This is a genomic window from Stutzerimonas stutzeri (assembly GCF_002909485.1).
Classification (GTDB): domain Bacteria; phylum Pseudomonadota; class Gammaproteobacteria; order Pseudomonadales; family Pseudomonadaceae; genus Stutzerimonas; species Stutzerimonas stutzeri_AH.
Genome location: NZ_PPXG01000004.1, coordinates 282,495 through 308,411, shown reverse-complemented (window position 1 = coordinate 308,411; position 25,917 = coordinate 282,495). Strand labels below are relative to the sequence as shown.

The 25,917-nt window shown below is 61.4% G+C and carries 19 protein-coding genes; 7 read left to right on the top strand and 12 right to left on the bottom strand.

Features of this window, described 5'->3' with window-relative positions; all coding sequences use genetic code 11:
* Positions 1-176: 176 nt before the first annotated feature.
* The 3 genes from clpB to rluD all read right to left on the bottom strand — a co-directional run bounded on the left by clpB (position 177) and on the right by rluD (position 4,614).
* Positions 177-2,741, bottom strand: a complete 2,565-nt coding sequence (gene clpB / locus CXK91_RS11750) for an ATP-dependent chaperone ClpB (RefSeq protein WP_103456248.1) — start codon at positions 2,739-2,741, stop codon at positions 177-179.
* 164 nt (positions 2,742-2,905) lie between these two features.
* Positions 2,906-3,643 carry a peptidoglycan editing factor PgeF gene (gene pgeF, locus CXK91_RS11745; RefSeq protein WP_103456247.1) on the bottom strand — a complete coding sequence of 246 codons (738 nt, stop codon included), beginning with the start codon at positions 3,641-3,643 and terminating at the stop codon, positions 2,906-2,908.
* On the bottom strand, positions 3,640-4,614 hold the full coding sequence (gene rluD, locus CXK91_RS11740; protein ID WP_103456246.1) for a 23S rRNA pseudouridine(1911/1915/1917) synthase RluD: 975 nt from the start codon (positions 4,612-4,614) through the stop codon (positions 3,640-3,642). Before rluD ends, pgeF begins: the two co-directional genes overlap by 4 nt.
* Before the next feature lie 205 nt (positions 4,615-4,819).
* Between rluD and CXK91_RS11735 the strand changes: the two genes are divergently transcribed.
* The 4 genes from CXK91_RS11735 (at position 4,820) to CXK91_RS11720 (ending at position 9,215) form a co-directional block, all read left to right on the top strand.
* Positions 4,820-5,809 (top strand): outer membrane protein assembly factor BamD, encoded by a 990-nt coding sequence (locus tag CXK91_RS11735; protein ID WP_103456245.1) that lies wholly within the window; start codon positions 4,820-4,822, stop codon positions 5,807-5,809.
* 120 nt (positions 5,810-5,929) lie between these two features.
* Positions 5,930-6,163 (top strand): PP0621 family protein, encoded by a 234-nt coding sequence (locus CXK91_RS11730; RefSeq protein WP_103456244.1) that lies wholly within the window; start codon positions 5,930-5,932, stop codon positions 6,161-6,163.
* Positions 6,153-7,745 carry a sensor histidine kinase gene (locus CXK91_RS11725; RefSeq protein ID WP_103456243.1) on the top strand — a complete coding sequence of 531 codons (1,593 nt, stop codon included), beginning with the start codon at positions 6,153-6,155 and terminating at the stop codon, positions 7,743-7,745. Before CXK91_RS11730 ends, CXK91_RS11725 begins: the two co-directional genes overlap by 11 nt.
* Before the next feature lie 132 nt (positions 7,746-7,877).
* Complete coding sequence (locus CXK91_RS11720) at positions 7,878-9,215, top strand: sigma-54-dependent transcriptional regulator (RefSeq protein WP_103456242.1); 1,338 nt, start codon at positions 7,878-7,880, stop codon at positions 9,213-9,215.
* 75 nt (positions 9,216-9,290) lie between these two features.
* Here CXK91_RS11720 and CXK91_RS11715 read toward each other — a convergent pair whose 3' ends face one another.
* Complete coding sequence (locus CXK91_RS11715; protein WP_103456241.1) at positions 9,291-10,349, bottom strand: DUF2333 family protein; 1,059 nt, start codon at positions 10,347-10,349, stop codon at positions 9,291-9,293.
* Between the two features lie 219 nt (positions 10,350-10,568).
* Here CXK91_RS11715 and CXK91_RS11710 point away from each other — a divergent pair, with 219 nt between their 5' ends.
* Both CXK91_RS11710 and CXK91_RS11705 read left to right on the top strand, forming a co-directional pair.
* The gene (locus tag CXK91_RS11710; RefSeq protein WP_103456240.1) at positions 10,569-12,164 is read left to right on the top strand and encodes a response regulator; all 1,596 of its coding nucleotides are present in this window, start codon (positions 10,569-10,571) and stop codon (positions 12,162-12,164) included.
* Positions 12,165-12,322: 158 nt separating this feature from the next.
* Positions 12,323-14,284 carry a methyl-accepting chemotaxis protein gene (locus CXK91_RS11705; RefSeq protein WP_103456239.1) on the top strand — a complete coding sequence of 654 codons (1,962 nt, stop codon included), beginning with the start codon at positions 12,323-12,325 and terminating at the stop codon, positions 14,282-14,284.
* Between the two features lie 49 nt (positions 14,285-14,333).
* Here CXK91_RS11705 and CXK91_RS11700 read toward each other — a convergent pair whose 3' ends face one another.
* The gene (locus tag CXK91_RS11700) at positions 14,334-16,616 is read right to left on the bottom strand and encodes a YgiQ family radical SAM protein (protein ID WP_103456238.1); all 2,283 of its coding nucleotides are present in this window, start codon (positions 16,614-16,616) and stop codon (positions 14,334-14,336) included.
* Positions 16,617-16,784: 168 nt separating this feature from the next.
* On the opposite strand from CXK91_RS11700, the gene CXK91_RS11695 reads away from it, so the two are divergent.
* Positions 16,785-18,650 (top strand): diguanylate cyclase domain-containing protein, encoded by a 1,866-nt coding sequence (locus CXK91_RS11695; protein ID WP_103456237.1) that lies wholly within the window; start codon positions 16,785-16,787, stop codon positions 18,648-18,650.
* Here the strand turns inward: CXK91_RS11695 and alr are convergent.
* From alr to CXK91_RS11660, 7 genes are all read right to left on the bottom strand, one after another.
* On the bottom strand, positions 18,638-19,714 hold the full coding sequence (gene alr / locus CXK91_RS11690) for an alanine racemase (RefSeq protein WP_103456236.1): 1,077 nt from the start codon (positions 19,712-19,714) through the stop codon (positions 18,638-18,640). The two genes, CXK91_RS11695 and alr, sit on opposite strands and share 13 nt — an antisense overlap.
* Before the next feature lie 135 nt (positions 19,715-19,849).
* Entirely contained in the window at positions 19,850-21,244 is a 1,395-nt protein-coding gene (gene dnaB / locus CXK91_RS11685) for a replicative DNA helicase (protein ID WP_003283115.1), read from the bottom strand.
* 103 nt (positions 21,245-21,347) lie between these two features.
* Positions 21,348-21,794, bottom strand: coding sequence for a 50S ribosomal protein L9 (gene rplI / locus CXK91_RS11680; RefSeq protein WP_103456235.1), 447 nt, complete (start codon positions 21,792-21,794; stop codon positions 21,348-21,350).
* Between the two features lie 21 nt (positions 21,795-21,815).
* Entirely contained in the window at positions 21,816-22,709 is an 894-nt protein-coding gene (locus CXK91_RS11675) for a hypothetical protein (RefSeq protein ID WP_103456234.1), read from the bottom strand.
* 34 nt (positions 22,710-22,743) lie between these two features.
* Positions 22,744-22,974: a 30S ribosomal protein S18 gene (gene rpsR / locus CXK91_RS11670; RefSeq protein ID WP_003283112.1), complete on the bottom strand. Its 231-nt coding sequence runs from the start codon at positions 22,972-22,974 to the stop codon at positions 22,744-22,746.
* A 28-nt stretch (positions 22,975-23,002) separates the two neighbouring features.
* Entirely contained in the window at positions 23,003-23,419 is a 417-nt protein-coding gene (gene rpsF / locus CXK91_RS11665; protein WP_003283109.1) for a 30S ribosomal protein S6, read from the bottom strand.
* Between the two features lie 179 nt (positions 23,420-23,598).
* Positions 23,599-25,773: a PAS domain-containing protein gene (locus tag CXK91_RS11660; RefSeq protein WP_103456233.1), complete on the bottom strand. Its 2,175-nt coding sequence runs from the start codon at positions 25,771-25,773 to the stop codon at positions 23,599-23,601.
* Positions 25,774-25,917: the final 144 nt, after the last annotated feature.

Below are 25,917 nucleotides of genomic sequence, written 5' to 3'. Positions count from 1 at the left end.
TTGGCGTTACGTTACCACCTCAGAGGCGCGCCATTTTACGGTTCCCGGCTCTGCTGTCAACCCTAAAAATGCGATTCATGACAACAGTTTGCGTTCACCCGGCGATGCGCCCAAAAACTGCGCTCCATCACGCATCATCCGCAAGGCGGTTACCGCCTTGCGGATAGGTGGATCGCTCAGTCGAAGACGATCTGGTCGCCTTCGACTCGTCCCTTGACGCTACTGCCCGGCGCGAACTGCCCCGAGAGTATTTGCTGCGCCAGTGGGTTCTCGATCCAGCGCTGGATAGCCCGCTTAAGCGGCCGCGCACCATACACCGGGTCGTAGCCAACGGCGATCAGCTTGTCCATCGCCTCCTGGCTGAGCTCCAGACTCAGCTCGCGCTCGGTCAGCCGCTTGCGCAGACGCCCCAACTGTATCTCGGCAATGCCGGCGATCTGCTCGCGAGCCAGCGGATCGAACACCACCACCTCGTCGATGCGATTGATGAACTCTGGCCGGAAGTGGTGCGATACCGCATCCATCACCGCCGCGCGCTGGGCGTCTGGGTCACCGACCAGCTCCTGGATCTGGGTCGACCCAAGATTGGAAGTCATCACGATCACGGTGTTCTTGAAATCCACCGTGCGCCCATGACTGTCGGTCAGGCGGCCGTCCTCCAACACCTGCAGCAGCACGTTGAAGACGTCCGGATGGGCTTTTTCCACCTCATCCATCAGCACCACCGAATAGGGCTTGCGGCGTACCGCCTCGGTCAGGTAACCACCCTCTTCATAGCCAACGTAGCCTGGCGGCGCACCAATTAGGCGAGCCACCGAGTGCTTCTCCATGAACTCGGACATGTCGATGCGAATCATCGCCTCTTCGGTATCGAAGAGGAATTCGGCGAGCGCCTTGCACAGCTCAGTTTTGCCCACCCCGGTCGGGCCGAGAAAAAGGAATGAGCCACTGGGGCGATTCGGATCGGAGAGACCGGCACGCGAGCGGCGCACGGCATTGGCCACCGCCACCACCGCCTCGTGCTGGCCGATGACGCGCGTATGCAGCATGTCTTCCATGCGCAACAGCTTGTCACGCTCGCCTTCGAGCATCTTAGAAACCGGGATGCCGGTCCACTTGGAGACCACCTCAGCGATTTCTTCGTCGGTTACCTTGTTGCGCAGAAGCTGATTCTCTTTCTTGCCATGCTGGTCGACCATCTCCAGGCTGCGCTCGAGATCAGGAATGATGCCGTATTGCAGCTCGGCCATGCGCGCCAGATCGCCTTTTCGCCGAGCTGTCTCGAGCTCGGCCTTGGCCTGCTCGATCTTCTGCTGGATCTGCGCGGAGCCCTGCACCTCTGCCTTCTCCGACTTCCAGATTTCCTCCAGGTCGGCATACTCCCTTTCCAGCTTGGCGATGTCACTTTCCAATTTGGCCAAGCGCTTCTTGGTAGCCTCGTCGTCCTCTTTCTTCAGCGCTTCACGCTCGATCTTCAATTGAATCAAACGACGATCCAGACGATCCAGCTCTTCCGGCTTGGAGTCGATTTCCATGCGGATCCGGCTACCCGCCTCATCAATCAGGTCGATGGCCTTGTCCGGCAGCTGCCGGTCAGTGATATAGCGGTGGCTGAGCTTGGCCGCCGCGATGATCGCCCCATCGGTGATGGTCACCCCATGGTGCACCTCGTAACGCTCTTTCAGGCCGCGGAGGATGGCAATGGTGTCCTCCTCGCTCGGCTCGTCCACTTGGATCTTCTGGAAGCGGCGCTCCAGCGCGGCATCTTTCTCGATGTACTGGCGATACTCATCCAGCGTGGTAGCGCCCACGCAGTGCAGCTCACCGCGAGCCAGTGCCGGCTTGAGCATGTTGCCGGCATCCATGGCGCCTTCGGCCTTGCCTGCGCCGACCATGGTATGCAGTTCGTCGATGAACAGGATTACGCGCCCTTCCTGCTTGGACAGCTCGTTCAGCACGGCCTTCAAACGCTCTTCGAACTCGCCGCGGAACTTGGCACCAGCAATCAGCGAGCCCATGTCCAGGGCAAGCAGACGCTTGTCCTTGAGCCCATCGGGCACCTCACCATTGACGATGCGCTGGGCCAGTCCCTCGACGATGGCCGTCTTGCCGACACCCGGCTCACCGATCAGTACCGGATTGTTCTTGGTACGCCGCTGCAGAACCTGGATGGTGCGACGGATCTCGTCGTCGCGCCCGATCACCGGATCGAGCTTGCCATCCTCGGCACGCTTGGTCATGTCCACGGTGTACTTGTCGAGCGCCTGCCGCGACTCCTCTGCATTGGGGTCGTTGACCGCATCGCCGCCGCGTAGATTGCTGATGGCGTTTTCCAACGCCTTCTTGCTGACACCCTGCGCCAGCAGCAGCTTGCCTAGCCGCGTATTGCTGTCCAGCGCAGCTAGCAGCACCAGCTCGCTGGAGATGTACTGGTCACCTTTCTGCTGGGCAAGGCGATCTGCCTGGTTGAGCAGACGCGCCAGATCCTGGGACAGGTTCATGTCGCCGGTGGGATTCTGCAGCTTGGGCAACTGGTCCAGCTCTTTGGCCAGCGCCTGCCGCAGGGCGTTGATGTCGAAGCCAACCTGCATAAGCAGCGGCTTGATCGAGCCACCCTGCTGCTCTAGCAATGCCTGCATGAGGTGCAGCGGCTCAATGGAAGGGTGATCCAGGCCAACGGCAATGGACTGGGCATCGGAAAGCGCAAGCTGGAGCTTGCTGGTCAATCGATCGATACGCATGGATGTCTATCCTCAAGTAATGCAGGCCGGCGCCCTGAATCGCGCCATATACGAAACCTGCGAGATGCAGCATAGATGAGGATGATTGTTGGAGATTCAAGGCACATGACATTGACGCAGGTCATGCCAGAGCAGAGCTTAAGATTCAGGCGAGTAAGCGGCCGCTAGCGCTCTAGCCAGATCAGACTGGCGAAGCGGCCCGTACGCGAGGCGCGCCGATAGGAGTAAAAGCGCGGATCGCTCAGAGTACACAGACCACCACCGTAAACCGCGTTGACGCCGACAGCGGCTAGACGAATGCGCGCCAACTGATAAAGATCAGCCATGCTGCGGCCAGCATTAACGCTTACAACAAAGGCTTCTGCAGCCTCCGGATGCTGGGCCAAAAAGGCCTCTCGCACCTCCGGGCCGACTTCGAATGCGGCAGGCCCAATCGCCGGCCCTAGCCAGACCAGCAGCTCTTCGGCAGGCACTGCCAGCGCCTTGAGCGTCGCCTCGAGCACTCCCCCAGCCAGCCCACGCCAACCGGCATGCGCCGCAGCCACGCGGGTCGCGTCTCGATCACAGAACAGTACCGGCAGGCAGTCGGCAGTCAGCACCGCGCAGGCCTGGCCCGGCGCTTTACTCCAGCTTGCATCGGCAGTCGCACAGACGCCGGGAACGGCCTGGACTGCAACGCTTGAATGCACCTGCTCCAGCCAGACAGGCTGACAGCCGAGAGTTTGTTGCAAATGCTGGCGATTCCAGGCCACCGCCGCCGGATCATCACCGACGTGATCACCCAGATTGAAACTGTCGAACGGAGCGCGACTGACGCCTCCCTGCCGAGTGGTCACACAGGCGCGGACGCCGGGCGGAGCAGGCCACTCTGGCACGAGCCAGTCATCGCCCCACGCACTCACCCGACGAAGGCCTCGCGGTCCTGTTGCAGCAGCGTCAGCAGCCAGACGAAGTCATCCGGTAACGGCGACTCCCACTTCAAGCGCTCACCGGTGATCGGATGATCCAGCTCGAGGAAGCGCGCGTGCAGCGCCTGACGCGGAAACTCACGCAGCGTTTGCACCATCGTCGGATTAGCCGCCGGCGGAATGCGGAAGCGCCCGCTGTACAGCGGATCGCCCACCAGTGGATAACCGAGATGGGTCATGTGCACGCGGATCTGGTGGGTGCGCCCGGTTTCCAGCTTAACGCGAACATAGGTATGCGAGCGGAAGCGCTCGAGCACACGATAGTGACTGACGGCAGGCTTGCCGCCCTCCACCACCGCCATACGCTGGCGCTGCTGGCCGTGACGGCCGATAGGTGCGTCGACCGTACCACCGGTGATGATCACGCCGATGACGATGGCCTCGTAGATACGACTGACGCTGCGCGCCTGCAGCTGTTCGACCAGTCGAGTCTGCGCCTGCAATGTCTTGGCCACGACCATCAAGCCGGTGGTGTCCTTGTCCAGACGATGAACGATGCCTGCGCGAGGGACGTTGATCAGATCCGGGACGTGATGCAGCAGTGCGTTGAGCAGCGTGCCATCGGCGTGGCCCGCCGCAGGGTGCACGACAAGGCCGGCAGGTTTGTCGATCACCAGAATCTGATCGTCTTCGTAGACGATCTCGAGTGGAATATCCTGCGCCACCCACTCACCCTGCGCCTGCTGCTCGGCGCTCAGCTCGAGTATCGCGCCGGCATGCACGGTATCGCGGGGGCGTATTACCGTGCCGTCCACGGTCAGCAGACCTTCTTTGATCCAAGCGGCGAGACGCGAGCGCGAATGTTCGGAAAAGAGCTGCGCCGCGACCTGATCGAGACGTTGCCCGCCAAGGTCAAACGGCACCTCGGCACGGAGTTGGATGGCCTGTTTGGAAGTCGTGGACATACGGCGAGATAGGTTCGTCTGAGTGAGGCAGGCGGTATCCACTGGTAATGGAAGAGCCCGGGGACCGCAGATGGCGGAGCGGCCTTTGGTTTCGGCTACACGCTTGTGTTTAAATACGGCGTCTTTGTCCCGGCGCACCGGGGCGCTCATCATAACAGGACGGCTCCGCGCGAGACAGCCAGCCGTCACAGGGACGCAAGCCGCCATGCAAGTGAAACACCTGCTGCTGATCGCCATTCTCGCCCTAACCGCCGCCTGTTCATCCAATGACACCGTCGACGAGAACCTGGGTGAGGTCGAGCTGTACCAGCAAGCACAGGCCGACCTGGACAACAAGAGCTACACCAACGCCATCAGCAAACTCAAGGCGCTGGAGTCACGCTACCCATTCGGCCGCTTCGCCGAGCAGGCGCAGCTGGAACTGATCTACGCCTATTACCGCAACGTCGAGCCCGAAGCTGCACGCTCGGCGGCAGAGCGATTCATTCGCCTGCACCCGCAACACCCTAACGTCGACTACGCCTACTACCTCAAGGGGCTGGCCTCATTCGATCAAGATCGCGGCCTGCTCGCGCGCTTCCTGCCGCTGGATATGACCAAACGCGATCCGGGCGCGGCCCGCGACTCCTTCAACGAGTTCGCCCAGCTCACCAGCCGCTACCCCAACAGCCGTTACTCGCCGGATGCCAAGGCGCGCATGATCTACCTGCGCAACCTGCTGGCGGCCAACGAGATCCATGTCGCGCACTACTACCTCAAGCGTCAGGCGTATGTCGCGGCGGCCAACCGCGGCCGTTACGTGGTAGAGAACTTCCAGGGCACACCAGCCGTCGGCGACGGCCTTGCCGTGATGACCGAAGCCTACCAGCGCCTGGGCCTCGACGATCTCGCCGACACTAGCCTGCAGACCTTGCAGCTCAATTACCCGGATCATGCAACGCTGGAAGGTGGCAAGTTCACACCCGTCGAGCGCGAGGATGACAACCGCAGCTGGCTGAGCAAGGCCACCCTTGGCTTCATCGAAGGCGAGGCACCGCGTCCGGATACCTCTCGCGCCAACCGAGACGTGCTGCGTCAGTACGAAAATGCCTCGCGCGATCTACCCGAAGAGCTTCGCCCAGTGCTCAAGGAGCTAGAACAGCAGGAGCAGAAGCGCTCCTGGTGGAGCCGCTTGACCTTCGGCCTGTTCGACTGAATACGCTGACCTGGCGCCAGAGCGACGCAGGCAGGATGCGTCGCTTGGGGCGCGGCGGGCAAGGACAGGCCCCGGCTCGAGCGATCGCAGGTCGCCACGCTTAATCGGGAAGGAATCGATATGGGTCTGTTTCGACTGTTGTTCTGGATTGCCTTGATAGGTGCCGCCTTCTGGCTCTGGCGCCGTTTCTCGCAAAAGAAAACCGCCCCCAAGCCCCAGCAGACCACATTATCGATGGTCCGCTGCGCCCAGTGCGGCGTGCATGTACCGCAGGACCAGGCCCTGCAGTCGCAGGACCGCTGGTACTGCAGCCAGGCTCATCTGGAGCAGGACAGCAGCACTGGTGGGCGCTGAAAACCTCACCTTCTTCGGCGATCAGGGGCGGCGAATCCTTCGCCTGTATCACCTCTACCGCCTGACCATCGGCCTGGCGCTGGTGTTGCTGATCAGCAGTAACCTGCACAGCGATCTGCTGCAGATGAGCAATCCGCAGCTTTTTCAGTACGGTGCCTGGCTCTATTTGATCCTCAACATCCTTGTCGCCGTGCTCATTCAGAGTCCGGAGCGCGACTTGCCCGTGCTCGGCCTGGCGCTGATGGACGTGATCCTGCTGTCAGGGCTGTTCTATTTCGCCGGCGGCACACCTAGCGGCATCGGCAACCTGCTGATCGTCGCCGTTGCCATCGCCAACATTCTGCTTCGCGGCAAGGTGGGCTTCTTCATCGCCGCGGTGGCGGCGACAGGCCTGATCTACCTGACCTTCTATCTCAGCATCAACCGCCCCGAGGCCAGCACTCAGTATGTTCAAGCAGGCGCCCTTGGCACCCTCTGTTTTGCTGCTGCCTTCCTCGTACAAGGTCTGACCCGCCGCCTGCAGGCCAGCGAAACCCTGGCACGTCAGCGGGCGGAAGAGGTAGCCAACCTCGAGGCGCTCAATGCGCTGATTCTCCAGCGCATGCGTACCGGCATCATCGTGCTCGACCCACAGGAGCGCGTGCTGCTGGCCAACCAGGGGGCATTGCAGTTGCTCGGGCAGGACTCGCTGGCTGGCGAACGCATCGCTCCGCGCTGCCCCGAACTACTCAGGGCGCTGCAGCAGTGGCGCAGCAATCCTTCCCTGCGCCCACAGAATCTCAAAGCGACGCCCGACGGGCCAACGCTACAACCGAGTTTTGCTGCGCTGCAGCACGGCAACAAACTCGACACCCTAGTCTTTCTCGAGGATATCTCGCAGATCGCGCAGAAGGCGCAGCAACTCAAGCTCGCCTCCCTCGGCCGACTCACCGCGAGCATCGCACACGAGATCCGCAACCCGCTTGGCGCGATCAGCCATGCCGCGCAACTGCTTCAGGAGTCCGAAGAGCTCGAGGGCCCAGACCGCCGCCTGGCGCAGATCATTCAGGATCATTCGCGACGGATGAACCTGGTCATCGAGAATGTCCTGCAGCTCTCACGGCGCCGTCAGGCCGAGCCACAACTGCTCGATCTCAAATACTGGCTGCACCGCTTCGCAAGCGAGTTTCGCCAGGGGCTCAACCCGCAACAGACACTGCACCTTGAAGTCGTAGGCAGCTCGCTGCAGACGCGCATGGACCCCAATCAGCTGACTCAGGTGCTCACCAACCTGGTTCAGAATGGTCTTCGCTACAGCGGCCAGCAGCATGACCGTGCTCAGGTATGGCTACGCCTGTTCCGAGAGGAGGCCAGCGATCTGCCGGTCGTGGAGGTGCTCGACGACGGCCCGGGCATCGCTGCCGAACAGCTGCACAACGTGTTCGAACCGTTCTTCACCACTGAGAGCAAAGGCACCGGGCTCGGGCTGTATATCTCGCGCGAACTGTGTGAAAGCAATCAGGCGCGCCTGGATTACCGCGAACGCGCTGACGGCGGCAGCTGTTTCCGTATCGTCTTCGCTCATCCGCGCAAGCTGAATTAACGCTCGCGGCACGGTTGGCGGCAACGCATCACACATCGACCAAAGCGACAGCCACGGTGACCCCTGGCGGAGTTAACATGGTCGCCGGCCGCCTTAGCGGCGACTACCGCTTTACGAATCAAGAGCAGGACCATGACCGCGCGCCAGAAAGCACTGATCATTGATGACGAGCCGGATATCCGCGAGCTGCTGGAAATCACCCTCGGCCGCATGAAGCTCGATACCCGCAGCGCCCGCAACCTCAAGGAAGCTCGCGAACTGCTGGCGCGCGAGCACTACGACCTGTGCCTGACCGATATGCGCTTACCCGATGGTAGCGGCCTGGAGCTGGTTCAGTACATTCAGCAACAGCATCCGCAGCTGCCAGTGGCGATGATCACCGCGTACGGTAGCCTGGACACTGCCATCGGCGCACTCAAGGCCGGGGCGTTCGACTTCCTCACCAAACCCGTTGATCTCAATCGGCTGCGTGAGCTGGTCAACACCGCCTTGCGCTTGCGTGCGCCGGCTGCGGAAATGCCGGTGGACAGCCGCCTGCTGGGCAGCTCGCCTCCCATGAAAGTGCTACGCAAGCAGATCGGAAAGCTTGCCCGTAGCCAGGCACCGGTCTATATCAGCGGTGAGTCCGGTAGCGGGAAGGAACTTGTGTCCCGGCTGATCCATGAACAAGGCCCGCGCAATGAGAAACCGTTCGTGCCGGTGAATTGCGGCGCGATCCCCACGGAGCTGATGGAAAGCGAGTTCTTCGGTCACAAGAAGGGCAGTTTCAGCGGTGCCATCGAGGACAAGCCTGGTCTGTTCCAGGCTGCCAACGGCGGCACCCTATTTCTCGATGAGGTAGCGGATCTACCGCTGCCGATGCAGGTCAAGCTACTGCGTGCCATTCAGGAGAAGGCCGTCCGTGCAGTAGGCGGCGCGCAGGAGGTGATGGTCGATGTACGCATCCTCTGCGCGACCCACAAGGACTTGGCCGCCGAGGTCGCAGCGGGCCGCTTCCGTCAGGATCTGTACTACCGGCTGAACGTCATCGAACTGCGCGTGCCTCCGCTACGCGAGCGTCGCGAGGATATTGGCCTGCTTGCCGATGCCATGCTCCGTCGGCTGGCTCAAGAATGTGGTGACAGCCTCGCCCGCCTGCATCCGGAGGCTCTGGCCAAGCTGGAGAATTATCGATTTCCGGGGAACGTACGCGAGCTGGAGAACATGCTCGAGCGCGCCTATACGCTTTGCGATGGGGACGAGATCAAGGCAGGTGACTTGCGCCTTGCCGACAGCCCGGGCCTCTCGGAAAACGGCGAAGGCAGCCTGGCCCAGATCGACAACCTGGAAGACCATCTGGAAGAGATCGAACGCAAGCTGATCATGCAGGCGCTGGAGGAAACCCGCTGGAATCGCACCGCGGCGGCCCAGCGCCTCGGCCTGACCTTCCGCTCGATGCGCTACCGCCTGAAAAAGCTCGGCCTGGACTGAGCTGCAAGCTCGGTTAGTCGCGCCACAATCATTACGCTGGCACCCAAAGCTCGCAGCTCAAAAGCTCGGCTTTCCTTACCCCTGTGACAGCAGATTGCGCAGATCGATGATCGCGGCGTTGGCGCGGGATATGTAGTTGGCCATTACCAACGAATGGTTGGCCAGCACCCCATAACCGCTACCGTTGAGCACCATCGGACTCCACAGCGGCTCCTGCGCAGCCTCGAGCTCACGAATGATCTGTCGAACGCTGATGGTTGCATTCTTCTTGGCCAGCACGTCGGCGAAATCCACTTCGATTGCCCGCAGCAGGTGAGACAGCGCCCACGCCTGGCCACGCGCCTCGAAAAAGACGTTGTCGATTTGCATCCAAGGAGTTTCAACCACCTGCTCCTTGACCTGCGGCACCATGCCCGAACGCTCCTGATCAGGTGCAATGTCGGCATCCAGCCGGACTCGGCCAACGCTCGCCGACAGACGCTGCGACAACGAGCCAAGTCGCGTAGCCGCATCGCCAAGCCAGTTATTCAGGTTATCGGCGCGGGTATAGAAAAGCGCTTTGGGCTCTGGATCGCTAAGGCGAGCCAGGTAACGATCAAGCCCGCGTATGGCGTTGCGGTATTCAGATTCCGACGCCGGTAGCGCCCAGCTGCGATTATCGAAGTTGAACAAAGGCTCGGCCTTGGCCAGGTCAGTATCTTCAGTCGATTGCGATTGCGAACGGGCGAAGTCCTTGCGTAGCGCGCGGGAAAGATCGCGAACCTGCACCAGCACGCCGTATTCCCAGCTAGGCATGTTGTCCAGCCACAGGCCCGGCGGCGCGATATCGTTGCTCAGGTAGCCACCTGGCTTGTCCAGCAAGGTACTGGCAACACGCTTGAGGGTTTCCACGGTTGTGTAGCCGCTGACCAGCTGTCGCTGCGACGCTTCGGCCGCCTGGCGGGTGTGCTGCTGAACCGGGAACATATCCGGCTCCCTTGACCAGTACCACCCAAGCACAATCGCAACCAGCAGATAAATCCCCAGCAAGCCGGCAAGAATCAACAGAAGCGGGTTACCTGCCCGGTGGCTGGCCGCCCCGGCAGCGCCGTTCGAGCGGCCGAGACGAGCAAAGCGATTCTTCCAATCCGACATGGGCAATGTGTCCTTTTCGCGAGTTCAGGGGTTCGACCGCAGGGCGCCAGAGACGTTGCGGCGACATGTCTTTACTATAACGCAGGGGTCCATAGGTGCTCGGTGTCAAATTGAGAACCACTACCGCGAGCATGCACTACCAAAGTGCGCAAGCGGTGATAGCATGCCGCCATTATGAAGCCCCGGGGCAACGCACCTGGCGCGCCAGGAAAAATCGCGATGTCGGATCAGGAAGAGCTTAAGCAGCATTTTGCCCAGCGGGTCATCCACCAGGCACGGGAAGTGCTGGAAGTCTGGCAGCAATTGCAACGCAGCGAATGGAACGAGGACTACCACACCGCGCTTACCGAGGCGACGACCCGCCTTCGCCGCTTCGCTGATCGCTTCGAGCAAACCGAGCACAGCGAGTTGGCGCTGAACATCGAAGATTGCTTGGGCGACATCAGAGACAACCGCGGCCGCCTCTCCAGCAGCAGCATTTCCACACTCAGCCAACTGATCTACCGCCTCGCGCGGACCGGCCTGCGTCACAGCGACCCGCATAACCAATCGTTTCTGCCGCCATTGAGCAAGCCGGTGTACATCGCCCTGCAAGACCAGGAGCGTGCGGAGCACCTCGTACGGCAGCTGGATTTCTTCAGCATGTCCGCGCAGGCATTTAGCAGTGTCGGCGCTTTTCGCACAGCCATGCACCGGCGCCACCCCGCCGCCATCGTCATGGAAGTCGACTTCAATGGCCCCGGAGAAGGGCTCCGACTAGCCGAGCAGGTGCAGCAGGGGCTAGATCCCAAGCTGCCGATGCTGTTCTTCAGCCATGCCGAAACCGATACGCCCACTCGCCTGGCAGCCGTTCGCGCCGGAGGCCTGGAGTTTTTCACCGGCACCCTGGATGCCAGCAGCCTGCTGGAGAAGATCGAGATTTTCACTCGCACGGCGCATTACGAGCCGATACGCGTATTGATCATCGACGATTCCCGAGCTCAGGCCACCCACACCGAGCGGGTGCTGAACAACGCCGGCATCGTCACTCAGACACTCATCGAGCCGATTCAGGCCATCGGTGCGCTGGCCGAGTTCCAACCGGACCTCATCATCCTGGACATGTACATGCCCGAATGCCTGGGCACCGAACTTGCCAAAGTGATTCGCCAGCACGAGCGCTACGTCAGCGTGCCAATCATTTACCTATCTGCCGAAGACGATCTCGACAAGCAGCTCGACGCCATGGGCGAAGGTGGCGACGACTTCCTCACCAAGCCGATCAAACCCAGCCACCTGATTGCCACTGTACGCACGCGGGCTACCCGCGCCAGAAGCCTTAAGGCGCGTATCGTGCGTGACAGCCTCACGGGGCTCTACAACCACACCCATAGCCTGCAGTTGCTTGAGGACGCTCGCTTCCGTGCCCGCCGCGACAACCGCCCGCTTAGCTTCGCCATGCTGGATATCGACCACTTCAAGCGGGTCAACGACACTTTCGGGCATCCAATGGGCGACCGGGTCATCAAAAGCCTGGCGCTGTTCCTGAAGCAGCGTCTACGCAAGACCGATCACATTGGCCGCTATGGCGGCGAAGAGTTTGCCGTGGTGCTGCCCGACACACCAGCAGACGCCGCCAGCAAGGTCCTCGACGAGATCCGCCAGCGCTTCGCGGAGATCCGCTTCCCCGCTCAGCCACACGACCTCAGCTGTACATTCAGCTGTGGTATCACCGAGCTGAGCAACGACGCTGAGGTCAAGACGCTCACGCAACAGGCTGACGAGGCGCTTTACCGCGCCAAGCACGGCGGCCGCAACCGCGTCGAATGCTACTAGTCTGCCGAGCCCGCCCTTGCAGCCTTGCGGGCTGCGGCGAGCCGATCACGCGGCACCGTCGCCCGTTCAAAACCAGGCCGTAACAGCGTCTGCTGTAACGTCAATGACATCAAATTGCCATACCGTGCAAGCCTCCTGATCCAATCTGCGAGGCGAGGATGCGCCTGAAGTCGCTCACCACCCTTAATACACTGCTGCTGATCGCGGTCTGCCTGGCGCTGGGCGCTACGCTCTGGTGGTCGGAGCGCGCCATGGAACGCCCCTACCTGCTCATGGCGCGCTATCTGGCCCTGTCTCAGCAGTTCCAGCACCACGCAGCAGAGAACATCCACGGGTATCTGGCCAGCGGTGATGCGCTGCGCCACAGTCAGGCTCAACAGGCGCTTGCTGAACTCGAACACGACATCGCCGAACTCCCCATCGATCTAGCAGACAGGTTGCGTCCGAGCCTGGAAGAGCTCACCCGTTTCACCGCCAATGATCTGCTCGCAGCAGGCAAGCTGGCCGGCGATCCGCAGGGGCTGCTATTACAGGCGGAGCGAGAAATGGCCGGAGCGCTAACGCAGCTCGATGACTACCGCAGCCAAGCAAGGCACCCAAGCGCGCAGGACTATCAGCGCCCGCTGCTGGCTGGCGGCCAGCAATTGCTACGCCTGAGTCATGCCCGCGGCAAGCTGGTAAGCACCGGCCGCGACGAGCTAGCCGGCGAGGTCGAGCAGGCGATACGCAATCTCGAACAGGAAGCCAGAACACTCGACGCCTTACCGCTACTCGGCGTCGAAACTTCCGGCCAATCGGCCGCCAGCAGTTTTGCCGCGCTGCTTGAGCTGAGTGATGCAGCCGAGCAGGCTAGCGAGGACCGAGGTATTGCGCTTAAACGTGAACTGGCCGGCCTGATCAAGCGCTATCCGGCCGAACTGCAGCGTACCCGCCAGCTGATCCGCCAACGCAGCGAGCTGCTGGAGAGCAGTGCCCGCAAGATCGATGCCGTGCAACAGGCACTGGCGGAGCTGGAGCCAGCCGTACGAGCCGAACATGGTCGAATCCAGGGCGAGGTGCGCCTGCTCCAAGGCAGCATCATCCTGCTGATTCTGCTCATCGCCCTGGCCATCGACCGTCTGCAGCGCCAGCTCACCCGCACCCTCGGCCAACTGGTGCCGGCGCTTTCGGCATGGGCCGAGGGCGACTTCGGCAGCGACGCTCGAATCGAGTCGAAGATTAGCGAGATCGGCGACATCGAGAGTTCGCTCAACCGTCTGCGCAGCTATCTACTGCAACTGGTGGGTACGCTGCGCGAACAGGCGACGCAGGTTGCCGCCAGCAGCCGCAGCCTCGACCAGATGAGTAGTGATTTGCATGACGGTGCTCAGCGCCAAACCGGCGATACAGCTCAGATCCGCGACTCACTCGGCGAACTCGAGGCAACTATCCAGCAGGTGGCCGATGGCGCCGGAGAGGCGGCCGAGGCGAGTCGCGTTGCAGCGCGCGCAGTGCATCATGGCCAGCAGGTGATCGGACAGAGCCTGAGCGGCCTGCACGGGCTGGTCAGCGAAGTGCAGGACAATGCCGTAGCCATCGAACGCTTGGCCGACGAGACAACTACCATAGGCAATGTCTTGACGGTCATTCGTGCCATTGCCGAACAGACCAACCTGCTCGCGCTCAATGCCGCCATCGAAGCGGCCCGCGCTGGCGGGCATGGACGCGGCTTCGCAGTGGTCGCCGACGAGGTACGCTCTCTGGCGCAGCGCACCAGCGGTGCAACCGAGGAGATCCAGCAACTGATCAGCCGACTGCAGCAGGCTGCCAGACAGTCGGTAGAGGCCATGCGCAGTCAGGTGGCGCATGCCGAAAGCACGGCGAATCTGGCGCAAAGCGCCGATCAGGCGCTGGATGAAATCGTCTCAACCATCGCCACCATCAGCCGCATGGCCGAGCAGATTGCCCACGCCACCGCTCAGCAGGGCGAAGCGGTGGGCGAGATTCGGGGACATAGCGAACGCATTCATCAACTCGGGGATGCCAACCTGAACCATATCAGCCGCGGCCGCGAGCAGAGCGCGCAAATGCTGCAGCTGGGCAGTGAGCTGGATCGCGCGACCCAGGCGTTCAGGTTCTAAAAAAAACGGAGCTTAGCGCTCCGTATTTTTCCGATGTACGCACAGCGTCCTAGCGGGGTGCCACTGGGCGCTGTGCCTTGCCCCCTTTGCCTGCTGGCTTGCCGCCGCCCTTGGCAGCCTTGCGCCTAGCTTCGGCGGCAGCCTTGGCCTGTTCGCGCTTGTCCCAGGCATTGCCATCGTGGCTACGCGGCGGCAGACCATTGTGTTGAGTGAGAATCTGCCCGCCCTGCCCCGCCTTCTTGCTACCCACCGGGGTGGAATTCTTGCGCCTCGCGCTCTGATAACCCTCGGTAGCTGGCTGATGAGCGGGAATCAGTTGCTGTTTGCCGCTGCCGATCAGGTCGGCGCGCCCCATACGAATCAGCGCCTCGCGCAGCATCGGCCAGCCCTTGGGATCGTGATAACGCAGGAAGGCCTTGTGCAGACGGCGCTGCTCTTCGCTTTTGACGACAGTGACGCCTTCACTCTTGTAGGTAACCTTACGCAGTGGGTTCTTGCCGGTGTGGTACATGGCGGTGGCCGAGGCCATCGGCGACGGATAAAACGCCTGCACCTGGTCGGCGCGGAAGCCATTGGCCTTCAGCCACAGCGCGAGGTTCATCATGTCCTCATCGGTGGTGCCCGGATGCGCCGCGATGAAGTACGGAATCAGGTACTGCTCCTTGCCCGCCTCCTTCGAATACTTCTCGAACATTCGCTTGAAGCGATCGTAGCTGCCGATACCCGGCTTCATCATCTTGTCCAGCGGGCCACGTTCGGTGTGTTCCGGCGCAATTTTCAGATAGCCGCCGACGTGATGGGTAACCAGCTCCTTGACGTACTCCGGCGACTCCACGGCGAGGTCGTAGCGCAGGCCTGAGGCGATCAGGATCTTCTTCACGCCAGGCAGCGCGCGCGCCTTGCGGTACAGCTCGATCAACGAGCTGTGGTCGGTATCGAGGTTCTCGCAGATGCCGGGGAATACACAGGACGGCTTGCGACAGTGTTTTTCGATTTCGTGGCTTTTGCAGGCCAGGCGGTACATGTTGGCCGTCGGGCCGCCGAGGTCGGAGACCACGCCGGTAAAGCCCGGAACGTTCTTCATCTCCTCGATCTCATGCAGGATCGACTCGTGGGAACGGCTTTGGATGATGCGGCCCTCGTGCTCGGTGATCGAGCAGAAGGTGCAGCCACCGAAGCAGCCGCGCATGATGTTCACCGAGAAACGAATCATCTCGTAGGCCGGAATCTTCGCCCCGGCATAGGCTGGATGCGGCACCCGTGCATAAGACGCGGCGAACACGTAGTCCATTTCCTCGGTGGTCAGCGGAATGGGCGGCGGATTGAGCCACAACTCACGATCATCGTGACGTTGCACGAGCGCACGCGCGTTGCCGGGGTTGGTTTCCAGGTGCAGCACGCGGTTGGCATGGGCGTAAAGCGCGGGGTCATTGCGCACCTTCTCGAACGACGGCAGGCGAATCACCGTCCTCTCGCGCTCGATCTTAGGGTTCGGTAACAGCTGAACGACCTTTGCTTCGTTCGGATCCTCGAGCGCGCCCTTCTCCTTTTCAATCGCACAGGCTTGCAGATCCTGCGTGTTGACGTAGGGGTTGATGATCTTGTCGACCTTGCCTGGACGATCGATACGACTGGAGTCGATCTCAAACCAGCCCTCCGGGGTGTCCTTGCGAATGAACGCCGTGCCGCGCACATCGGTGATCGCTTCAATAGGCTCGCCGCGTGCCAGGCGCTGCGCCACCTCGACGATGGCTCGCTCGGCATTACCGTAAAGCAGTACATCCGCCGTCGCATCCATCAGAATCGAGCGGCGCACCTTGTCCGACCAGTAATCGTAATGGGCAATCCGGCGCAACGAGGCCTCGATGCCACCGAGCACCACCGGCACATGCTTGTAGGCCTCCTTGCAGCGCTGGCTATAGACCAGACTGGCGCGATCAGGCCGTTTGCCCGCCAGGCCGCCGGCCGTATAGGCGTCATCAGAGCGCACCTTACGATCGGCAGTGTAGCGATTGATCATCGAGTCCATGTTGCCAGCGGCGACACCGAAGAACAGATTCGGCGCACCGAGCTTCATGAAGTCGTCTTTGCTGTGCCAGTCCGGCTGGCTGATGATGCCGACGCGAAAGCCCTGCGATTCGAGCAAACGCCCGATGATCGCCATGCCGAAGGACGGGTGATCGACGTAGGCGTCACCAGTAACGATGATGATGTCGCAGGAATCCCAGCCAAGCTGATCCATCTCCTCCCTGCTCATCGGCAGGAATGGCGCTGGACCGAAACACTCGGCCCAGTACTTGGGATAGTCGAACAATGGCTTGACGGCGTGCATGGCAGGAAACCGGGACAACGAAAACGGGCGCGGAATATAGCACAAAAAATAACCAAGTCCGACTAGCATGCAGGGTCTTTATCGACCTTCGCGACGGGCGCGCGAAGTGTCACTACCGCCCGCTATACTCGCGCGACTCAACCATTGCTTCGAGCCCGGGAGTGTCTGGTGCGCGTCGTCCTTTTCGCCTTGCTCCTGAGCCTTTGCAGCCCGGGCTCCGCCCATGCTGAAACCGCCCTCCTGAGGCCCAGTGACAGCAGTCGCAGCCTGAATGCCCACGTCACCCTGCTGGCCGACCCCGGGGCCGAACTGAGCATCGACGACCTGCAAAGCCCGGATGTACAAACGCGCTTTCAGCCAGCCGAAGGCAAGGCCAGCGTCGGACAGAGTCCGCACCCCTGGTGGATCCGCGTTAGCCTGCAACGGGAAAGCGACGCGCCGTCTCAATGGTGGCTGGAAGTTGGCTCGGTGACCCTGAAGGACCTGCGCATCTATTTGCCGGACGGCAACGGTGGCTGGGCCGAGCGCCAATCCGGCGAGCTGGTCGGGTTCAACGAAGGCCGCGACCATGCCTATCGACGCATGCTGTTCAGGCTTCCGCCACTCGGTGACCAACAGCCGGTGACCTTCTACCTGCGCACCTACGACCCGGCCGGCAACTCCTTTCCGCTCAAGGTCTGGCAGCTCGATGCCCTGCAGGAGCAGGCGGTGGGCGAGAACCTGTTTCTCGGCCTGATCTATGGCGTCATCCTGGCAATGCTGCTGTACAACCTGTTCATCTTTCTCAGCCTGCGCGACAGCGCCTATTTCTGGTACGTGGTAACCACCACCGGCGCGCTGCTGATGATCCTGGCGATGACCGGTCATGGTTTCCAGTACCTCTGGCCGAACGGCCCGGTGCCCTTCTGGCTCGACCGCATCAGCATCCCTGCACTCTGGGGTTTCAGCGCTTGCCGCTTCACCCAGACGCTGTTGCAGACACGCCAGTTCGTGCCCTGGGCGCACCGCCTGTTGACCTTTGCCTTGACGCTGTATGTCACCGCCGTGCTGCTCAACGCCTTCGGCTGGCGCGCGTTCGGCGCCTGGGTATTCGTGGCGCTGGCACTCACCGCGATTCCCGCCTCGCTGTGGGCTTCGTTCCGGCGCTGGCGTCAGGGTTATTTCCCCGCACTGCTTTATCTGCTCGGCTTCGGCGTGATCCTGGGTAGCGTCAACCTGCTTCTGCTGCGCGCCACAGGTGTGGTTCAGCCTGCAGCCTGGAACGCCTACCTCTTTCCCCTGGCGGTGACTGCCGAATCCATTCTGTTCTCCTTCGCGTTGGCCTACCGCATCCAGATCCTCAAGCAGGAACGGGCAGCAGCGCTGGAGCATGCCGATCAGGAAAAGAGCGCGCGACTGAGGCAGGTTCAGGCCAGTGCCGAGCAGCTAAGCCTGGCAGTGGAAACCCGCACCGCCGAGCTCGCCGAAGCCAACCGGCACCTCAGCGAACGAGAAGTCGAATTGAAACAGGTAGCCTTCCACGACTCATTAACCGAGCTGCCCAACCGGCGCTATCTCATCGAGCGTGTCGAGATGGCGTTGAGCGATGCCCGGCGCCGCGGTGAATCCATCGCCCTGCTACTCATCGATCTGGACCACTTCAAGCCCATCAACGATGGCCACGGCCACGATGCCGGCGATCTGTTGCTGCGTACGCTCAGTCAACGCCTGCGCGACCTGGTGCGCAGCAGCGACATGGCGGCACGCCTGGGTGGGGATGAATTTGCAGTACTGCTGACCGGCCCGAATGTCGAACAAGACGCTGCCCAGATCGCCGAGCGGCTGCTGCACGAGCTGTCGCAGCCGGTGCCCTACCGCGACGTCACCCTGGCCGTCACGATTAGCGTCGGCGCTGCATTCTTTCCACGCCATGCCGAGGGATTTTCACAGCTGTACAAAGCTGCCGACGAAGCCCTCTACCGTGCCAAGCGTCAAGGGCGCGGGAACTGGGTCCAGCAGGAAGAGCAAGCACTGCCCGCCGATCAACCGACGTAGCGGCGCGGCACACGCCCGGTCACCTTGGTCAGCAGCTCGTAGCCGATGGTCCCGCAGGCCTGGGCCAACTCGTCGATCGGCATCTGCGCGCCCCACAGCTCCACTGGGTCACCGAGCTGCGCCTGCGGCAGGTCGGTCAGATCCACGGCCAGCATGTCCATCGAGACCCGGCCGGCCAGCGGCACGCGCTGGCCATGAATCACCACCGAGGTGCCCGAAGGCGCGGTACGCGGGTAACCATCGGCATAGCCGCAGCTGACGGTGCCGATTCGCGAAGCGCGCCGCGCGACCCAGCTGGCGCCATAGCCGACGCTTTCACCTTCGGGCACATCGCGCACGGCGATCAGCGCGCCGCTCAGCGTCATAACCGGGCGCAACCCCAGCTCCTGCGCACTCAGTTGGGCGAACGGCGTGGCGCCGTAAAGCATGATGCCGGGACGAATCCAGGCCATATGCGCCTGCGGCAACGTCAACACCGCAGCAGAGTTGGCGAGCGAGCAGTTGTCGAACTCCAGCGCCAGCAATTCGCTGTAGCGATCCAGCTGCAAGTCGATCAGGGCATGGCCGCGCTCATCGGCGCAGGCAAAGTGACTGATCAGATTGAGCTCGCCGACCTGCGCCCGGCCCTTGAGTTGCGCATGGCATTCCCGCAGACCGTCCATAGTGAAGCCAAGCCGATGCATGCCTGAGTCCAGCTTCAGCCAGACGTTCAGCGGCCGCTCAAGATCAGCGGCCAGCAACCAGCCGGCCTGGCGCTGGTCTTGTATCGCGACGTCCAGCCCAAGCTCGGCGGCGCGCAGATACTCCGCCGCCTCAAAGCAGCCCTCCAGCAACAGGATGCGGGCATCGGGGGCACTGAGACGAACGTCCTCCGCTTCTTCCAGGCAGGCCACGGCAAAGCCGTCGGCAACCTCGCGCAAGGCCATAACCGCTTCCCGCGCCCCATGACCATAGGCATTGGCCTTGACCACGGCAAACGCCTGGCGCTGCGGGGCGCATTGTTTAGCGAGCAGGTAGTTGTGACGAAGCGCGGTCAGATCGACCGTGGCAACCAGCGGACGCATGGGACTCTTCCTGTACAACGGCGGGTGGGCGAAATCTTACTCCAGTCGATCGGGTCACGGCAGGTGAGGCGCTAGCGAAACGCGGGCGAAGGGATCGCCCTGCGGTTTTCGAAGCGTGATCGACGGCCGCTATGCTTACTCGTCGTCGAACTGGTAACTGCCCGGCGCCAGATTCTCGAAACGCGAGTACCTACCGAGAAACGCCAGCCGAGTGGTGCCGATCGGACCGTTACGCTGCTTGCCGATGATGATCTCGGCGACGCCCTTGTATTCGGTTTCCGGGTGATACACCTCGTCCCGGTAAACGAACATGATGATGTCGGCGTCCTGCTCGATTGCCCCCGATTCGCGCAAGTCGGAGTTTACCGGGCGCTTGTTGGGACGCTGTTCGAGCGAGCGGTTGAGCTGCGACAGAGCTATCACCGGACAGTTGAATTCCTTTGCCAATCCCTTGAGCGAGCGCGAAATCTCGGAAATCTCGTTTGTACGATTGTCGCCACTCGAGCCAGGGATCTGCATCAGCTGCAGGTAGTCGACCATGATCATGGCGATTTCGCCGTGCTCACGGGCCAGGCGGCGAGTTCGCGCGCGCATCTCCGATGGGCTAATGCCAGCGGTGTCATCGATGAACAGCTTGCGATCATTGAGCAAGTTCACCGCAGAGGTCAGACGCGGCCAGTCATCATCCTCGAGCTTACCGCCACGCACCTTTGTCTGGTCGATGCGCCCCAGCGAGGCAAGCATACGAATGACGATGGAGTCGGCGGGCATTTCCAGAGAGAACACCAGCACCGCCTTGTCGGTGCGCAATACGGCATTCTCGACGAGGTTCATGGCGAAGGTGGTCTTGCCCATGGAGGGACGGCCAGCAACGATGATCAGGTCAGCCGGCTGCAAGCCGCTGGTCGCCTCGTCCAGGTCGGTGAAGCCAGTGGACAGGCCGGTAATCGCTTCTCCCGCGTTGAACAACGTATCGATGCGGTCGATGGCCTTGACCAGAATGTCGTTGATGCCGACCGGCCCACCGGTCTTGGGCCGTGCCTCTGCGATCTGGAAGATCAGTCGTTCGGCTTCGTCGAGGATTTCCTCGCCAGTGCGGCCCTGCGGCGCATAGGCGCTGTCGGCGATCTCGTTGCTGATACCGATCAACTGCCGCAGCGTGGCGCGCTCACGGATGATCTGAGCATAGGCCTTGATGTTCGCCACAGAGGGGGTGTTCTTCGCCAGCTCGCCGAGATAGGCCAACCCGCCGATCTGCGGCAGATGACCTTCCTTGTCCAGCTGCTCGGACAGCGTGACCACGTCGAACGGCGAGTTCCGTTCGGCCAAGGTGTAGATCGCGCGGAAAATGAGGCGATGATCGTGGCGATAGAAGTCGCCATCGGATACCTGGTCGAGCACGCGCTCCCAGGCATTGTTGTCCAGCATCAAACCGCCGAGCACTGCCTGCTCAGCCTCGATCGAGTGTGGCGGCACCTTTAGCGCGGCGGTTTCCAGATCGTATTGCTGGGGGACACTGATGTCGTTCATGGCACTCGGAATTCGTAACTACAGAAAAACAAAGGGCACGCTCCACTCGCGTGGAAACGTGCCCGATGTTACTCGTCAGGCACCTACGGTGCCAGACGAAGGCTTAGCCGGCTACGACGATCAGTTTGACAGTCGCTTCGACGTCGGAGTGCAGGTGCACAGCTACGTCGTACTCACCAACCTGGCGGATGGTGCCGTTCGGCAGGCGAACTTCGCTCTTCGCCACTTGAACGCCCGAGGCGGTCAGTGCGTCAGCGATATCGTGAGTGCCGATCGAACCGAACAGTTTGCCTTCATCGCCCGCGGTCGCGGTGATGGTGACTTCCAGTTCAGCCAGCTGAGCAGCACGAGTTTCGGCGGAAGCCTTACGCTCGGCAGCAGCTTTTTCCAGATCAGCACGACGAGTTTCGAACTCGGCAATGTTAGCTGCGGTAGCAGCAGTTGCCTTGCGCTGCGGCAGCAGGTAGTTGCGGCCGTAACCAGACTTGACGTTTACCTTGTCGCCCAGGTTGCCCAGGTTTGCGACCTTTTCCAGCAGGATGACTTCCATTTGAGTCTTACCTCTTAACTTTTAACCTTCACCGTTCGCAGGTCCCGCACCATTTTTACCGGCTGCGCGACCACGAAAATCAAACAGACTGTCGACAATGGCCAAAACGGCCAGTAACGGATAAATCAACTGCATGAACAGCACCAGCGTGACGTACAGCCCTACCAGCCAGAAACGCGGCAAACGACCCTGAGCCACCAGCCCGTGCATAAGCGCGACACCGGCGAAGACCAGCGGAACGCTGCACAACGGCGTCAGGACGGCTAACTGTGCACCGAGATTCGGCCCCAGCAGCATCCCCACCAGCAGCAGAATCGCCAGCATCGGTGGCAACCGCAGCGCACGAAACTCGCTGCCGAAACCGCCTGGGTTATACAACGCTGCCTGCCAGTACCGGCCCAGCATCAGGCTTAGCAAAGTGACGACCTGCAGCAGCGCGGCCAAGAGGCCGGTCAGCACCGGTGCCAATAGCGACTCCACACGCCCGCGCTCTTCCACCGAAAGCTGCTGATAGGCGCCCGAGAATGCATCGGGCAACACTTTCTGCAGTTCGCTGGCCAGCGCCGCGATGGGCTCACCAAACACCGCACCGAGAGCCCAGACATACAGCAGTCCGAGGCCCACACTGCACAACATCACCCGCACCCACGACGCCTGACTACGCAGGATCAGGGCAAGCCCGAACGAACCCAGCAATACCAGCAGCGTCCGCGGATCGCCGAAATACCACCAGGCCAGTGCAGGCAATACGGCCCAGACCAGTACACCCAGCGCATCACCAAGGCCACGCCGCAGCAGCACCAAGCTGCCAGCGGCCGCGCTCAACCAGAACAGCATGGGCAGAGCCGCAGCACCAGCCACCACGAAGATGGCCTGCATGCGGCCGCGCATGATGAACTCAGCCAAGGCGCGCATGCGATTTATCCTTTACTTCTGCCGACCAGCCGGATCAACGGCCGTGGCTGTCGGTGTAGGGCAGCAGGGCCAGGTAGCGGGCGCGCTTGATAGCGGTAGCCAGCTGACGCTGATAACGTGCCTTGGTTCCGGTGATACGGCTAGGAACAATCTTGCCGGTCTCGGAGATGTACGCCTTCAGGGTGTTGAGATCCTTGTAGTCGATCTCTTTCACGCCTTCGGCGGTGAAACGGCAGAACTTACGACGACGGAAAAAACGTGCCATGAAATAGGCTCCTCAATAGATCCGTGGATTACTCGTCAGCGTTGTTATCGCTGTCACTGTCGCTCTCGCTGGAGCCGTCAGTGCTGTCAGGGCGATCACGACGCTCACGGCGCTCGCTACGGTTTTCCTCGGCCTTGAGCATTTCAGACTGCTCGGTCTCGGCTTCGTCGCGACGGATGATCAGGTTGCGGATGACGGCATCGTTGTAGCGGAAGTTGTCTTCCAGCTCGGCCAGAGCCTTGCCGCTGCACTCGACGTTCAGCATCACGTAGTGAGCCTTGTGGACGTTGTTGATGGCATAAGCCAGCTGACGACGACCCCAGTCTTCCAGACGGTGAATCTTGCCGCCGTCTTCTTCGATCAGCTTGGTGTAACGCTCCACCATGCCGCCGACCTGCTCGCTCTGGTCCGGGTGAACCAGAAAGATGATTTCGTAATGACGCATAATTGCTCCTTACGGGTTGCAGCCTGCCGACAATGCGGTCAGGCAAGGAGTGAATGACTTGTTGTCTTACCTGCAGAGAGGCGCGCAAACGCCTGCCATCCAGGCAAGGGGCGCCATTCTAGAGAAGGGTCATCAGCGGCGCAAGGCAAACTGGTGAATATTTAACCAGCACGCCGCATTCAGGTCCGCAGCGCTGCGCGCTCAGCTCGAATCCCGTCGAGTAGCTGGCGAACCTGATGGATATCGTAGGGCTTGAGCATGGTGCGCAACCGATCCAGGCCGACATCCGAAGCACTGACCGCATATCCGGAAGCGATCACCAGAGACAGCTGTGGCTGCCGCGCCCCAACCTCACGCACAAGATCGATACCGCTCATGCCGGCCAATCCTACATCGGTGAGCAGCACATCGAACGACTGCTGCTCGAGAAGCTCCAGCGCCTCCTCTGCCGTTTCGCTGGCGACAACTTGGTGACCGAGCTCCATCATCACTTCGCCGGTCAGCATGCGCAGGGTCGGATCATCCTCGACGAATAGAATCCTCAGACCAGCATCACCGGCGACGATATCGGCCTCAACGGCTGGCTCCATCGTATCCAGGGGCTCACGTAGCTGCTCGAAGGTTCCCCCGCTGCCCGTCTCCTGGTTCTGGTCACCATTGATGCAACGCGGCAGATGAACACGGACTACCGTACCGCCGCCCGCCCCACCTTCCAACGTAACGAAGCCACCACTCTGTTTGACGAAACCATACACCATGCTCAGGCCCAGCCCCGATGCGTTACCGTCCTGCTTGGTAGTGAAGAAGGGCTCGAATGCGCGGGCTCGGACCTCCTCACTCATGCCACTGCCCTCATCGATAACACTGAGCAGCACATAGTCGCCACTGTGTGCCCCCTGGGCGGATGGGTCACCCTGGCCCAGCTCAAGGTTCTCCAGACGCAAAACCAACTGTCCACTGCCGGCCATCGCGTCACGCGCGTTGACGGCGAGGTTTAGCACTGCGGTCTGCAGGTTGCCGACGTCCACCAGTACGGGCCAAGGCTCTCCCAACACCTCGAGCTCGACCCGAACGGCTGAGCCCAGCGCACCATTCAGCAGTTCATGCATCTGTTCGAGCAGGTCCGGAAGTAGGACCTGGCGGGGAAGGAGCGGCTGGCGACTAGCAAACGCCAAAAGCTGCGATGCCAAGCGAGCGCCCTTTTCTACACCACTGACAGCAGAATCCAGGCGTCGCGCCGCGGTTTCGTCACTGCCGAGACCGCGCCGCAGCAATTGCAGATTCCCACCAATGATCTGCAGCATATTATTGAAGTCATGGGCAATGCCGCCGGTCAGCTTGCCTACCGCCTCCAGTCGCTGTGATTGCAGCAAGGCTTGCTCCGCAACCTGACGCTCAGCCTCGCTCTGCTGCAGCGCCAAGGTACGCTCGCGGACCAGATCTTCGAGATGATCGCGATAGCGGCGCAGCTCCGTTTCGTTATGCTGCTGCTCGGTGACGTCCTGCCCTTGCACAAAGATGCCGATGACCTTGCCATCATTCTCGACGATCGGCTGTAGGACGAAATCCAGAATTGCCTCTTCCGGGTCTCCGTCTGGCTGTCGCTTGAGAAACAGGGGGACACGCTTGCCGATATAGGCCTGACCAGTCCTATAGACATCATCGAGCAGGCCGATAAGTGCCTGCCCCTCGATCTCAGGCAGCCCTTGTTGAACCGTTTTGCCTAGCAACTGCCGATGGCCTGTTACCTGCCGGTAGGCATCGTTGACCAATTCATAGACATGGCTTGGGCCACGCAGAAAGCAGACAAATCCTGGCGCCTGGGCGAAAAGACGGCGCAACTGCTCGCCTTCGGACTGCAGCAACTTGGCGCGCGACATCACATCCTGTTCGAGTTGCTGCACAGGCTGCCCACCGGCGTTCGCTTCACTCAGCGAGTGCCTCATTGACTGCAGCTCAGTGATGTCCGAGGTGTGCTGCAATATCGCAACAACCTCACCTTGCTCGTCCAGGATCGGCGTATGCGTCGCGCTCCAGTACCGATCCTCATAAACAGGGCCGACTGGCGTATGGCGCGCTATCGAATAGCGGATAACAGGCAGCGTATCGACGGCCTTACGACTGAGCACCCGCGAAAAGGAGTCGAGCAGTTCCTGCACGCGGGTCGTATCGGGACTCAACGGATCGGCGGCGAAGGCTTCGTGCAGGCGTAGCCCCTGGATGTCTTCCAGTTTTCGCCCGGTCAGCTTCAGATATGCCGCATTGGCGTCCATGATCACCAGATCGCGATCAAGCAGGACATAGGCATTAGGGGATAGCCGGAAAAGGCTTTCGAAAGACGGGCGCTGCTGCATACAACCTCCATGGTACGAGCCTGACGCCGCGTAACGAACTCAGCAAGGCTCCGAAACAAACGGAGCCCTCAAGCAATATGACGAGAAGCCGCTATCCGGCGGATGGGCCTGGGACAGCGATTGACCACAAAAAGGTCAATCGGT